Raw genomic sequence first — 13249 nt, 5'->3', positions numbered from 1 at the left:
TTATGCAGCACTGCAGAATTATTTTACCGATGGTTAACTTAACCAAAGAACAAGTCGTTAAGTATACCGCTTGACTTTACGTCAGCTGCGGTGTGCAAATGCGGCCCGATAGGCTGTTTCGGCCTGCCATAGAGAATCGGGGGAGTAGTTGTGCCGTTTGCGATCAGCCTTTCGTTGGACCTTTTGACCGAGCGGCTAGCGCGCAGACTGCATCGGCGACCAGCACGCGGTGCGGCCCTCATCCTCTGTGCCGGCATCGCCGGCTGTCAGATGGACGGTGTCGGACTTGAGAACAACAGCAAGAAGGACGACATAAAAATGCCGTCCACCGCCATTGAAGAGACCTATGGTGGCGACAGCGGCACGGAAATCACATTGCTGCTGCGCAAGGGCGCGGCCGGTCTCTACGAAGGTCCAGCCCGCGACATACGCGATGGGGCGGTGCTTGGCGTCGGCGAACTCGGCAACAATCAGGTTCGGCTGCGCGTCAAGGATGTTGGTCCGGGTCTTGCTGGCGTTGCCGCACAGGTCGCGGCGGCCAAAGGCCGAAATGCCGCTTTGATCGTCAGCTATTTGCCGCCGGCCGAGACTGCGGCCATTGCCGCCATTCCTCCCGCACAGCGCCCGCCATTGCTTAACCTTGCGAGTGCGACTGCGACAACGGGCGGCGACGTCTTCAATCTCGCCTCGGGCGAAATCGACAGCGCGACCGAGGGCGTCAAGGCGGCAGGTCCCGGGGGTCATAAGAAGGTATCGGCGCTGGTGCCCGCAGATTTTTCTCAATCCGAAACAACGAGATTGGGCAGCGCCATCTGGAACAGCGGCAACACGTTCATGGGCCTAGGCCGTTACGGCGCAAGCGATCAGGCCGCCGATATCCTGGCCAAGAACCGGCCGTTGATCCAGTCAGCCGAAATCGTAGTCATTCTCGGAAACACGTCGGAAGTCGGCGTGGCAGCAAGTGCCGTGCGCAGCGCCGCCATTCCCGGCCAGTTGTTGGTCGGCACCAACAACTGGCCGCAAGCAGCATATCCGGCTCCGGCTGTTGCAGGCGCATTCGTCGCGACCGACGATACGCAGAGCGGCGGGCTCATTGCCGAGCGTTACCAGCGCCATTTCAATCACCCGCTGACGACCTCTGGCTCCTATGGCTACGACGCCATGGCGATCGCCTCCGGCCTCGTCCGTTCCCAGGGGCCGCAAGCCATCACTAGCGCCAATCTGACAAACAAGGTTGGCTTTCGCGGCACCACCGGACTTTTCCGCTTCAATGCCTCCGGCATGGTGGAGCGCAAGATGGTGATCAATACGATAGAGGGCGGCAAATTGAAGATTTCCACACAGCCCTCGCAATCGTTCTGAAGCCGGACAATCCCATAGAGCACATTGCACGTCGTTGCGGCGCGGTCACCATCACGATGGCGCCAGTTCACCGATGCGGTCTTAGGACTGAACTTACTTGGCAGCCTTGGCTGCATCAGCCTTAATACTTTCTAACTGGATCTTGTAGAACTTTATACTTATTTGATCGCTTAATTTATATTTAATTTATCTACGTTTCCGAACGCCATATTCAGAAGTATCGCGCACTATTCTCTCAAACAGGGGAAATAGTGCACCAATGGAACGCAAGAACAAAAAAAATATACTTGCAGCGCTTGCTGCAGTCTCCTTCGCTCTCGGTCTATCATCACCGACCGCTAGCATGGCGGCGACAGGCGATACCGTGCGCCCAGTCGTCAAGCTGCTTCAAGGCCCTCTGGTGGATACGGCCATCGATCTCTTTGCGCCCACCATAGGAAACGCCGCAAAGGCGATTAGCGGCGTCGACCTCGCTACGCTGAACCAGAGTCTTGTCGCTGCGCCAGGTGGTCTTCCGCATAATGACCTGACCGCATCCGAGCCGTTACGTGCCGCAAAGCCAAGCAACGTTCCTTTAGGCGACTCGGTATTCGGAACCGTCGCCATTCCCTTCAAACATCTTGCCGCGCTTAACAATTTTGCCGGCCCGCTCGCCGAAATCCGGTCAGGTAAATCGCTCGATTGCGGTGCGGGTGGATGCAACGCAGCCGAAACCGCCATAGCCGCGGCTGAAACAAAGATTGCTAGCGCCTCGATCCGCGACAAGATCAATAACATCAATTACACGGTCAACCATGCCATCCGCTACGCCAGCGACATGGAAACCTATCACGTGGCGGATTACTGGGCGAAACCGAGCGAGGCCCTGTCGCACCAGCAGGGCGACTGCGAGGACTATGCGATATTGAAGATGGCAGCACTCTACAATGCAGGCGTCGATCTCGACCAAATGGCGCTGGTCGTTCTCTTCGATCAGCAGCGGCATTTCTATCACGCCGTCCTGTCGGTCTCCGTCAACGGAAACAACCTCATCCTCGACAACATGCGCGATGAGGTTTTGTCCGACAAGCGCATTGCAGAATATCTGCCGCTCTATTCGATCGTCGCTGGCCGCGGCTATCTGCATGGCTCGCGCGATCCCCATGCGCAAGCGGTTGCCGCCGCGATGCCGCTCGCCAAGGTGGTGCCCGGCGAAGGCGAGGTCAACTAACCGAATCCACCCAGTTCAGCATAGCCGAGCGTCACGCATAGCGAAAGCGATGGCGCCCTCAGTAGACGGAAAGATAACCGATCAGCATCAACGCCTCGTGCGTCGGCGCCAACGCCAGATTGATCTGGCCCGTCAGCGATTGCGAGCCGAACCCGATCTTGAAGCCAGTGTTCAGCGTCTTGCCGCGATTGATCGATAAGACGGAGAGTACCTCTTGAACCTGAGTGTCAATTGACAGGCGCAACGTGCGCGCCGTCTGCTGAACATCGTCGATCAGCGTTAGCCGATGGCGTAACATCTTCAGGAAGGCATCGTTGAAGAGCTTGATCCCGCGCTCTTGCGTCAATACCACTGCCGGTGTCGGCGACGCCTGAAGGACGGCGTTGAGATTGGTCAACGATGCCACATGCTCGACGGCATCAAGACGGTTCAGCGCCCATTTGAAGCTCAGTACGCGCAGCAAGGATGTGAGATTGCCGGTTTCCGGCATTTCAGCCGCCGTATTGGAAACCAGTTCGCCGATGCTGATGCCACCGGCTTCCGACATCCGCCCGAGACCATCCCAATAGATACGCTCCAGACGAATGCCGCGACGCTCGCCGCCGCCGGTTACGGCGCGGAAACGCGGCTCCAGTTCATCACCATCGACCGATGGCAACGCCTCCTCTCGTGCTATCATAGCGGCTTCGTCTTTCCCGCCTCCTTTGCGCATGACCACCCTCACCGCTCTGTCAGCGCTTCGGAGCGCGCTTTGTTGATCGGCTTCATCAGGTAGGCCAGGATGGTCTTGCGGCCGGTCATGATCTCGGCGGAAGCCACCATGCCGGGAATAATCGGATAGTGCTTGCCGTCACGCTCCAGCGCCGATTTGTCGGTCTTGATGCGTACGAGGTAGTAAGTCTCGTTCTTGTCCTTTTCGACAAGGCTGTCGGCGGAGACATTGACGACCTTACCGTCCAAGGCCCCGAAGATTGAGAAATCATAAGCCGAGATCTTGATGACCGCCGGCTGGTCGATCCGTACGAAAGCAACGTCGCGCGGCGAAATCTTTGCCTCGATCAGAAGAGTGTCCGCTGTCGGGACGACACCGGCGATGACCTTTCCGGCATCAACGTAGGCGCCGATCGTGTTGACCTCCAGCGTATTGACGATGCCATCGACCGGAGACCGGATATCGGTATGCTTGACCCGATCGGACGCACCGCGGATCGTCTCATCGACGACGGAAAGTTCCGACAGTGCCTGTCCCTTATCGGTCAACGCCTGCTGGCGCAGTTGCAGCCCAAGGTCGGTAGCCTGTAATGTCGCCTCCTTGACGGCCGCCTGCAGCCGATCGAGACTTTCGACATAGACTTTGAGCTGTCCTTGCAGGTCGACAAGGTCTCGCTGGACCTTGAGAACCTCCGTTTGCGCAACGAGCTTTTTTTCACCGAGCGGTCTCAGCAGATCATACTGCTTCTGGGCGCCGGCGATATTCTGCGTTAGACGATCTATGTTAGCGTGGGCTTCGTCCAGCTCGTTTTGATGTTGCTTCAGGCGCTGATCGAGAACATCGAGCTTGTTCTTGTAGGAAGCCCGATCCGCCTCGAAGAGCTTTTCCTCGTTGTCGCAAACGTTTTTTGCGGTAGCAAGAATATCAGCCGGACAGACGAACTGCGCGTCGAAAGCGCCCGCCTCCTCCAAGGCCAGACGCTCGACTTTGGCACCGAGCGCTCGAGCTTTGGCAACCGATTCCCCGAGCGTCGATGCCGTCGTCGTATTGTCTAGCTGGATCAGAATATCGCCTTTGTGGACGACCTGTCCGAGATTGACATTGATCTGCTGGACAATACCAGGCTCGGACGATTGCACGATCTGCGTCTTCGATACCGGGATCACCTTTCCTTCGCCGCGCGCGATCTCGTCAATGTCAGCGAAGGCCGCCCAGGCAACGAACGCAACGATCATCGAGGCACAGAGGCCAAGAATCAGCCGGGCGAATAACGGAGGATTGTCGGGAGTATTGCGGTGAGAGGCACGCATCATTGCACCGCCTTGCGCTGCATCGCCTCGATCACGGCGTTTTTCGGCCCGTCGGCGATAATGCGTCCCTTGTCGATGACGATCAGCCGGTCAACGAGCTCCAGCATGCTATGGCGATGGGTTGCTACTAGCAGTGTCGTTTGCGGGCCGAATGCATTGGTCAGCTTGTTGATCAGATGACGCTCGCTTGCCAAATCCATCGCGCCCGACGGCTCGTCGAGGAAGACGATCTTCGGCTGGGTCAGGAGCAGGCGGGCTATGGTCAATGCCTGCTTCTGGCCGTTCGACAGGTTCGCGCCGCGCTCGCCAACTGGCATATCGAAACCACGGGGATGCGTGGAGACAAATTCATCTACGCCGGTCATTCGGGATACGGCCAGAAGCTCATCATCGGTGGCATCGGCTCGGCCAAGCAGCAGATTTTCCTTCACGGTACCGGAAAACAGCTCCGACGATTGGCCGGCGACAGCGACGGCGGAGCGCACCTCCGCCACGTGATACTGGCGGATGTCGACGCCATCGATCAGTACACGGCCGCTGGCCGGCTGGAACAGCCCATCGAGAAGCCGGCCGAGAGTCGTTTTGCCCGAACCAATGCGGCCGATGATCCCGATCTTTTCGCCGGGCGCAACGGTGAAGGAGAGCTGATTGATGACAGCCTGATCGGAGCCCGGATATTGGAAGGAAACGTTCTGGAAGCTGAATGCGCCGCTGCGAATCTCCCGGTTGACGAAACCGACGGTGGACGGTCGATCATCAGGCTGCTCCATGATCTTGTCGAGAATCCGCAGCGACATGGTAGCCTGGCGGAAGCGCGCCAGGGTCATCGCAATCTGTCCGAAGGGCGCTCCCGCGCGACTCGCCAGCATGACGGTTGCGACGATCGCGCCCATGGCGATTTTTCCGTCGGCGAATTCGTATGTGCCTGCCACCACGATGAGTACACTGACCATCTGTTGCAAAAACATCGTCATGTTCATGGCATTTGACGAGATGTGCTTAATGTCCTCGCTGGTCCGGCTCGAATATTTCGTTAGCTCCTGCCAGCGGCGCAGCATTGTTGCCTCTGCGCGCAAGCTTTTTAGCGTCTCGATCGTCGAAATGGTCTCGACAAGCAGGGACTGACGGCGAGAGGCTTCGTTCGTCGCCGTCGCCATGCGCTTGCCAATTTGTGCCTGGGCGACAAGACCGATCGTCACCGAAAGGACGAAAGCAACAGCCGGAATGATCACGAGCCAGCCAGCGATCAAATATATGACGATCAGGAAGATCACGACGAAGAGGCTGTCGATTAGCACGCCGATCGTGTTCGAGGTAAAGAATTCACGCACGAATTCATACTGCGTCACGCGATTGGCATATTCTCCGGTCGACATCGGGCGGGATGCCAGCGTCGAATTCAGGATCTTGTCGAAGATCAGATGCGACAGCCGCAGGTCCGCCTTCCGACCGGCATAGTCGATCAGAGATGCACGGGCTGTCTTCAACAGAAAATCGAAGAGATAGGCCAATGAGATGCCGGCGGTCAGCACCCAGAGCGTTGGGAACGCCTTGTTCGGCAGGACCCTATCATAGACGTTCATGGTAAAAAGCGGTGAGGCCAACGCGATGACGTTGATGAACAGCGCCGCGAGCATGACGCGGGCGTAGGTGCGCCAATACGGTACCAACGCCGTTGCCAACCAGTGCCGCTTCTCGATCTCCATGGCATGGCCGACGCGCGCTTCTTCTGACGAATTCTGATAGTAGAGGGTGAAGGCAAATGCCGCTTGCGGATTAAGCGCGGTAAGCTCCTCCCGCGTTAAACGGGTTGCCGTGCCGGCGACCGGTACAATATCGGTGACGTAAGAACCGCCGTCGGTCATTTCGAGCAATGGCAGAACGCCACCATCAGCAAAGGTGACGATGGCGGGACAGTCGAAATTGCCGAGCCGGCAATCTCGTTCCGTATGCTTCAGGACTTGCAGACCGATCCGTTCCGACAACCGTTCGACATCGTCCAGCTCCATCGCTTCCAGGATTTCGTCCGGAACGCCTGAAAACAGTACAGTATCCGAGTTCGGGCGACCGTAAAACGCAGCGACCGATTTGAATGCCGACTTGAAAGTCTGCAGCAAGACGCTCGCAGACACGTCAGGTGCTACGTTCAACATGGACTATCCAATTCGTAACGATTAACGAATCGGCTCGAGCAGATCCATCGGCAAGCCGGGCTTCTGATGCGAGTCGTATTTGGTATATCCGGGATCAGCCGTATTCGACGAAACAGCGAACTGATCACGGGCATAAGGCGTCGCCTGATCAACCGGCTTCAGCTTCATCGTCGACAACAGGCTGCCCGACGCTGCAAGGATCTTGTATTCGGCAAAGAGCGACGCAACTTCCGCCGTCTTGGCCAACACCTCCGTGTTGAAGCGAGTGTTCTGGGCATCCAGCAGATCCAGCAACGAGCGCTGACCGACCTTGAATTGCTCGCGATAGGACGTTACGAGCTGAGCATTGGTCTTTTCCTGGCCGTCCAGGATATGAGCCAGCTGTCCCTGGTTGGCGCGCTCGCTCCACGCTGAGCGGACAGATTCATCGACCTCGCGGTAAGTCTGGCTCAGTGCGAAGCGCTGTTCGGCGGCGCGACGAACTAGCTCCTGTTGATGGGCGGTATCGATGCCGCCATGGTAGAGGTTCCACTTGGCGACGACACCGACCTGGACGTCGCTTGTGTTACCCTTGTTGCCGTCGACATCGTCACCGATGCGGGCGCTTCCCACGAGGTCGAGCCGCGGCAGAAACGCAGATTTGGAGCCGCGGACGTCGGCATCGGCAGCATTGACATCAGCCTTGGCCGACGAGATCTGCGGATTGTTCTTCTGGGCGATGAAGACTGCGTCGTCCAACGTCTTAGGCAGGTAACGCGCAACGGAAGCGGGACGATTCGCATTGCTAATCGGCTCACCGACGACCTGAAGGAAACGGATCTTCGTCGCGTCGAGTTCCTTCTTTGCCTCCTGAAGGCGGGCGTTGGCCGCCTGCAGGCGCTCGCGACCTTGAAGACGATCGGCATCCGTGAGCGCGCCACCCTTGATACTGTCCTCGATGTTGCCAACCATCTGCTTGTGAAAGGCGACATTCTTTTCCGCAGCCGCAACGATCTCCATTTGCAGCTGATACTCAAGATAGTCCTGGGTCACTTCCAGCGCCAAGGCTTCCGAGCGCTGCTGGACCCGAAAGGATGCACCGTCGACACGAGCTGCCTGCTTGTCCTTCTGTGCCTTGCGATCACCGCCGTCAAACAACGTCTGAGTAATAGTCAAGCTTACATCAGCAGGATTCAGGTAATCGTGAGTACGCGACAAGGCTCCGGATGTGACATCTGACAGTCTACGGCGACCATAACCGGACTCGAGGTCGACCGAGGGCAGGTAAAGCCCTCTCGCCTGACGCAATTGGAACTCGGTTGCCTCCCGATCTTGCGCGGCCTGCATGATCTGGGGATTGGTTTTCATTGTCTTGTCGATCGCCTGCTGCAATGTCATAGCGCCAGCAGAGCCACTCGATAAAGAATTCATGGCCATCGAAATGCCGATTGCCGCCATCAATCGCGTCTTATAAGCCACGCCTAATATCCCTTCCCCAAACTATACTTTGTAGATACCATTTATAAATCTTGTTCATCTACATGATGTAGACGAAATCACGTTTATTTGTAAAACGGATTCATACTTATTCTCCTGAAACGGTTAATATCGGAGAGAGCAAGCCTTTGCACTGCAAACTCATTGACTATTTTTGGGATATTAACCATCACAATTTATGTGTTGCATGCTCGCAACAAACATATTAGTCAACAAACATAGAATTTACATAATTTTTCCAGCCACGCGCCGCCACAATTACGCGTAAACACTAGTAATATCAGAAAGAACTTACTGGCGTGCAGTCCCCTCCGGAAGCACGGATGACGTTAAAGCGAGATTGACAAATCTTCGAAGACTGAGGAGGCCCATCTTGTCCGCAGGAGCGACGGTGCCGCCGAAGCACAACCCATGATAATTGGTGTCGGAGTTTACTGCGGTTAGACTCGTCTGCAAATGTGAAGCGCCGTCACGGGCTGTCATTGTTTCTTCGAACCTGTCTTATAGCGCGCTGGATCGCGCTGTTCCGTGAACAACTTGCAGCGACATGCCATCTACGGGGGACCAGATCAGGTCGAATAGCAACCATGGTACAAATTCCTTTGCCACTGAAAGAACTGGATAGACCGAGTTGCCCTACCGCCTTTCATCGTCGCGATCCTTCAATTGCCCTAGGCTAAGGCCATTGACGTTGACTGTCGCCGTCCATTTTTGATCGGACGACGATTTTTGGATCTATCGTGTTCCGGCATTCGGAAGTGTGAATAATATTTCCTGGAAATTGTTGCTACAACTCTCGGTCAACCCGCTCTTAGGGCCGGCGTTTTTATTTGCGCTGAGAGCTCACCTCGATCAGCTCTAAGCTCAAATCAACATACTGTGCAAAACAACAAATTTTACAGAATTTCTTAAGCCGGTTTTTTCGAGCCTCTGTTTAGCTGACCTAGCATTAGAGGAGGGGGATAACTCCGACATGGTTCTACAACAGCGACATCCCTCTGCCACCACCTTCAAAGCCCTGCGGAGGGCCACACTCGGCGCGCTATGCACCGTGGTCGGCTCTGTTGGTCTTTTACTTCTATTAAACCTACTGATCCCAGATCGGCCATTTTTGGTCGGATTTGTCGGTGGAGCGCTTATTTCCGCTTTCGTGGCCTTTCCGCTGCTTTTTTCCCTGCAGCTCAACAACAGCGCCCTCCGCCAGATGCAGGAAAAGGTCACCCACGCGGCTCGCTACGACAGCGTGACGAAGACGCTGAACGGAACTGCCTTTGCCGCGGCCGTCGAGCATTTTATCGACCGGCGCAAGCATGCTGCCACCGATGCCGGCGGCATTGTCATCGCCGTCATCGTCGACACGCTCGACGACATTGGTCGCCGCTACGGGCCGCAATGGGCTGACACCGTGATGCAATCACTTGCCTCGATCGTCCAGTCCTCAGTTCGTCGTGACGATCTCGTGGCGCGGCTTGCGACCAACGAACTCGGCATTTTTCTGCCTGGCGCCACGATCGAGGACGCCCGCGACATCGGTACCCGCGTCCGCACACGCCTCTCCGAAGCTACCTTCAGCGCCGACGGCGCGCCGCTTTCTGTCGCCATCCGCCTCGGTGGTATCTCCTTCGACGGCCCGGCCGACTTCAACCAACTCCGCCAGCTCGCCGACCAAATGGCCTTCGAGCGCGGCGACGAGGACGACGACATCCCGATCAGCGTGCTGGCGGCCGCATGAGGCTGGCACCCCGCAGCCGCGGCAGCGGCGGCAACTCCAAATGCTGCCAGGAGTATCTGACCAGGCCTGACAGTTTCAAACATATCGACGGCCGAACGCCCGCCATGAGCCTGCTCGGCTGTAAGCTTCAGTCGGATTGGGCGGCCATCGGCATCGACGAGGGCATGGATTTTAGTTGTCAGCCCCCACGCGAGCGACCCATGCAACCGGATCTCTCGTCTGTTTTTGACCGTTGACGGCATGCTGGTGAACGCGGATGGAAGAGCTGTCGATCATCTGGATATCGCCATCGTAAGCCTCTGATATTGCGTTGAGAATACGTGCCCAATGTCCCGCATGGCGCCATCGGTTGAAGCGGTTTACACAGGTCATATAGGGTCCATACCGCGCAGGAATGTCCGCCCAAGGCGCACCCGTTCTCAGTCGCCAGAGAATACCATTCAGCACCCGTCGGTCATCAACCCGCGCCTTGCCATGAACCTTGGTCGGAAGGAGAGGCTCAATTACCGACCATTCGAAATCCGTCAAATCAAAGGGCGCCATCACTAACGTCCCACCATCAGAAACAGTGAAGCACAAACTATATTCAAATCTAAAACTATTTTATGGGTATGTGATCTAGCCTGCGTGGACTTCAAAATCTTCTAAATTTGCGCCGCCATCAATTTTATCTTTCAGCCACTGAGGCATTCGACCTCTGCCGCGCCATGAATTTCCTTTGTCGTCTTTATAGATAGCCTTTGAACTAGGCACTTCTCTTGCGGCCTTCCCTAAGCCTGCTTTGGATAGCTTATCAAGCTCGTTCAGCTCGGCGAGAAGTTGCGACCTGCGGGTCGAGATGATCTTGTTTCGAGCCGTGACTGCATCAGCAATGATTTCATTCAATTCTTTTAGCGACGCCTTGGAAAAATCAATTTTCATCTAAACCGTTCATTTCGTTAATGTGTTTCCACCTGTTGCGTCGATTGCCTTAAGCAACGTAATGCAATTAAAGCGTATCCGAGCACTTTACGAGTGCCATTCTCTATAGGACCATTTGCGCCTAATGTAGAGTCTTTTTGGCGCTGTTATTGGTTAAACTTATTCGAATGAAAGATACCAAGCTTGAGACGCTTAAGGAGCGTTGGAAATCCGCGCGGATATCAGCGGACCGCCATGTCCCCGAATTGAGCCGCCGCAGGTTGCACCCCAACTTTGGCCAGCGAGACAACCAGGCGCTTGGTTTTTGGTCCTAAGAGCCCGGCCGAGAGTAGTTAAAGAGAGCATTTCCGGCAGGGGTGCAAATACTCAATGACCCCCGGCCTCAAACAGAACTACGATGCAGTTATTGATTTTCGCACGTAGGAGCATCGACTTCTTATGAAATGCGAGCCTGCGCACCCCCGACATCATCCCGAGCGATGCACCTATAGGCAAGGAGTGTCTTTAGTGCTATTTTTCGCACATTAAGCGGCGCCGTTATACCAATTGCGGCGTATTAGGTCTTTTGCAGTTATTTTTTGAAGCGAGAAGAGCGTGACGGAAACAGAAAAGCGTAAGCTTGCCCAACTCATCATGATGAAGCTCCTGCTGATTTTCGGTGGATTAACTGCGTTCGCGGCAGTCGCTCTTTCAACAATAAACTGAGAGTCAAAAAGCATTTTTTGGGCGAGAACTGGATCGCTCGACACCTATGCAAGACGTCAATCTTCATTGATGCCGGTCATTCGCCGAAGATCGAGGGCGTCGCCGGTCGGCGTCTTCGGCGCTTCAAACAAAATTACGCGCGATTGTGGTGGACCGTTCAGAAGGGTGGTCAACCACAGGCAAAGGCTGGCTGAATTATGGACATCACACGCATGAGATTGACGGAGTTCCATTGAGTTCGCGCTACTCTGGGACGAGCTGAGCGAACGGCCGTGAGTTAACTCGCGTGATGGGCCATAACTTCATGTGCGGCCCCAATTTCTCAGTTGGGCGTCGTTGCGATCGGATGCATCATCTCTCGGCCTTGAACGTGCGGCCGAGATCCGGCCCGATGCCGAAATAATGTCGAAACACGTAAATCAGCGGGCTCCACCTGCTGGTATCGATATGATGGGTGCCGGCGACGACGATATCCTTGTGCGCGTGGACACGAAGAACCTTCGCCTCGATGATGGAGAAGCCTTCGGCACGCTCCGAGGGCCAATCCCCGCCGGGGGGATACGCCGCCACCACCTCCGCCTCGAATTGGATCGGACATTCAACGATGCGCAGAGGCCGCACGAGATCGGCTGTCTGCGGCGTAAAGCCGCCCACGTCGAATTTATCGGCCTCGAAACGATAGCCGATCTTTTCCTTATGCGGAGGAACGGGATCGCGGCCCGTCGTCGGTGCGATCGCCTCGACCTTAGTCCACAGCTCCGGTGACGGGAAATTCAGCACCAGTTGGCGCTCGCGCAGGAGATTTTCTCGCCCCTTGCTGGTCGATGTCAGGCCAAGGACGATACGATCATATAAAGCCCAAACCGAGGACATCGGCGAGATATTCGTCGTGCCATCAGGGTTGAGGCTCGTAATCAGCACGACGGGAGTGCCGACATAAAGCACGCTGGGCTTGATTTCGATATGCTCGCGGTCGCCATCGGCCGCGCGGGATTCGGCTGTCTTCGTCAACATTGCAACTCTCCTTTGAGAGTTTCAGTGTAACCGACATGGAGTCTCAAATAGTTCGGCCGTGACCGAACTATTTCCTGACGACGGGCGCGCCAGCCTCATTCCTCAGGCGACGGCGCTACGATCATCGTATCTTCAGCCATAAGCATCCGCCCATCCTGCGCCCGCAGTTCCAGCCGCCGCACCGGCAGCTTTGTCGCTCTGTCGACCAGCATCACATGCGGCTCATTGGGCTCGAAAAAGAAATCCTCGCCCCATTGGCGAAGCGCGACCAGCAGAGGAAACAAGCCCTGCCCCTTCTGTGTGAGCACATATTCTTGATAAGGGCTACCGTCGGAGGCCGGCACGGTAGCCATGATGCCGTGCGCGACGAGATTGCGCAGCCGGGCCGAGAGGATGTTCTTAGCAAGCCCGAGGCTCTTCTGAAATTCGCCGAACCGCCGCAGTCCATCGAAGGCATCACGGATGATCAGCAGCGACCACCAGTCGCCGATCGCATCCAGTGGCCGCGCCACCCCGCACATCGAATCCCTATGACTCACTCTCTTGGCCATGCCACCCTGCCCTCGCCTATTTTCATGTCTGCCGTCACGACCGCGATCAGACGTCTGATCAGGAGTTCAATGTATTGGTTGCAAAATAAAACCGCAAGGGATA

At 56.1% G+C, this 13249-nt stretch carries 10 protein-coding genes and 1 pseudogene; 3 read left to right on the top strand and 8 right to left on the bottom strand.

The features are described 5' to 3' along the window. Window positions 1–150 precede the first annotated feature (150 nt). Together JJQ51_RS29510 and JJQ51_RS29505 are read left to right on the top strand one after the other, a co-directional pair. Window positions 151–1362, top strand: coding sequence for a hypothetical protein (locus JJQ51_RS29510; RefSeq protein WP_269245623.1), 1212 nt, complete (start codon window positions 151–153; stop codon window positions 1360–1362). Window positions 1363–1621: 259 nt separating this feature from the next. Continuing rightward, complete coding sequence (locus tag JJQ51_RS29505) at window positions 1622–2572, top strand: transglutaminase-like cysteine peptidase (RefSeq protein ID WP_269245622.1); 951 nt, start codon at window positions 1622–1624, stop codon at window positions 2570–2572. Between the two features lie 58 nt (window positions 2573–2630). Here the strand turns inward: JJQ51_RS29505 and JJQ51_RS29500 are convergent, their stop codons facing one another. Genes JJQ51_RS29500 through JJQ51_RS29485 form a run of 4 tightly spaced genes read right to left on the bottom strand, consistent with a single transcriptional unit; the run spans window position 2631 to window position 8124 of the window. Then, on the bottom strand, window positions 2631–3251 hold the full coding sequence (locus JJQ51_RS29500) for a ribbon-helix-helix domain-containing protein (RefSeq protein ID WP_269245621.1): 621 nt from the start codon (window positions 3249–3251) through the stop codon (window positions 2631–2633). A 41-nt stretch (window positions 3252–3292) separates the two neighbouring features. Further along, window positions 3293–4597, bottom strand: coding sequence for an HlyD family type I secretion periplasmic adaptor subunit (locus JJQ51_RS29495; RefSeq protein WP_113420543.1), 1305 nt, complete (start codon window positions 4595–4597; stop codon window positions 3293–3295). After that, window positions 4594–6747: a type I secretion system permease/ATPase gene (locus JJQ51_RS29490; RefSeq protein WP_269245620.1), complete on the bottom strand. Its 2154-nt coding sequence runs from the start codon at window positions 6745–6747 to the stop codon at window positions 4594–4596. Before JJQ51_RS29490 ends, JJQ51_RS29495 begins: the two co-directional genes overlap by 4 nt. Window positions 6748–6768: 21 nt before the next feature. Then, entirely contained in the window at window positions 6769–8124 is a 1356-nt protein-coding gene (locus tag JJQ51_RS29485; RefSeq protein WP_162750899.1) for a TolC family outer membrane protein, read from the bottom strand. Between the two features lie 1210 nt (window positions 8125–9334). Between JJQ51_RS29485 and JJQ51_RS29480 the strand changes: the two genes are divergently transcribed. Further along, window positions 9335–9955: a GGDEF domain-containing protein gene (locus JJQ51_RS29480; protein WP_269245619.1), complete on the top strand. Its 621-nt coding sequence runs from the start codon at window positions 9335–9337 to the stop codon at window positions 9953–9955. Between the two features lie 44 nt (window positions 9956–9999). Here JJQ51_RS29480 and JJQ51_RS29475 read toward each other — a convergent pair. The 4 genes and pseudogenes from JJQ51_RS29475 to JJQ51_RS29460 form a co-directional block, all read right to left on the bottom strand. Further along, window positions 10000–10498, bottom strand: a pseudogene (locus tag JJQ51_RS29475) (IS5 family transposase); the annotation flags it as partial. A gap of 75 nt (window positions 10499–10573) precedes the next feature. Then, window positions 10574–10876 carry an H-NS histone family protein gene (locus JJQ51_RS29470; protein ID WP_113366496.1) on the bottom strand — a complete coding sequence of 101 codons (303 nt, stop codon included), beginning with the start codon at window positions 10874–10876 and terminating at the stop codon, window positions 10574–10576. 1056 nt (window positions 10877–11932) lie between these two features. Further along, window positions 11933–12595 carry a flavin reductase family protein gene (locus JJQ51_RS29465; protein WP_113420548.1) on the bottom strand — a complete coding sequence of 221 codons (663 nt, stop codon included), beginning with the start codon at window positions 12593–12595 and terminating at the stop codon, window positions 11933–11935. A 95-nt stretch (window positions 12596–12690) separates the two neighbouring features. After that, on the bottom strand, window positions 12691–13146 hold the full coding sequence (locus JJQ51_RS29460) for a winged helix-turn-helix transcriptional regulator (protein ID WP_113366494.1): 456 nt from the start codon (window positions 13144–13146) through the stop codon (window positions 12691–12693). Window positions 13147–13249: the final 103 nt, after the last annotated feature.

The organism is Rhizobium sp. AG207R, assembly GCF_027109195.1.
In the GTDB taxonomy this organism is placed as follows: Bacteria; Pseudomonadota; Alphaproteobacteria; order Rhizobiales; family Rhizobiaceae; genus Rhizobium; species Rhizobium dioscoreae.
Note: the sequence above shows the minus strand (reverse complement) of the source record. Positions and strands in the feature narration are given on the sequence as shown.

Coding starts and splice junctions, on each gene's coding strand:
- JJQ51_RS29505 (WP_269245622.1), top strand. CDS start 1,622: ATGGAACGCAAGAACAAAAAAAATATACTTGCAGCGCTTGCTGCAGTC.
- JJQ51_RS29500 (WP_269245621.1), bottom strand. CDS start 3,251: ATGATAGCACGAGAGGAGGCGTTGCCATCGGTCGATGGTGATGAACTG.
- JJQ51_RS29495 (WP_113420543.1), bottom strand. CDS start 4,597: ATGATGCGTGCCTCTCACCGCAATACTCCCGACAATCCTCCGTTATTC.
- JJQ51_RS29490 (WP_269245620.1), bottom strand. CDS start 6,747: ATGTTGAACGTAGCACCTGACGTGTCTGCGAGCGTCTTGCTGCAGACT.
- JJQ51_RS29485 (WP_162750899.1), bottom strand. CDS start 8,124: ATGACATTGCAGCAGGCGATCGACAAGACAATGAAAACCAATCCCCAG.
- JJQ51_RS29470 (WP_113366496.1), bottom strand. CDS start 10,876: ATGAAAATTGATTTTTCCAAGGCGTCGCTAAAAGAATTGAATGAAATC.
- JJQ51_RS29465 (WP_113420548.1), bottom strand. CDS start 12,595: ATGTTGACGAAGACAGCCGAATCCCGCGCGGCCGATGGCGACCGCGAG.
- JJQ51_RS29460 (WP_113366494.1), bottom strand. CDS start 13,146: ATGGCCAAGAGAGTGAGTCATAGGGATTCGATGTGCGGGGTGGCGCGG.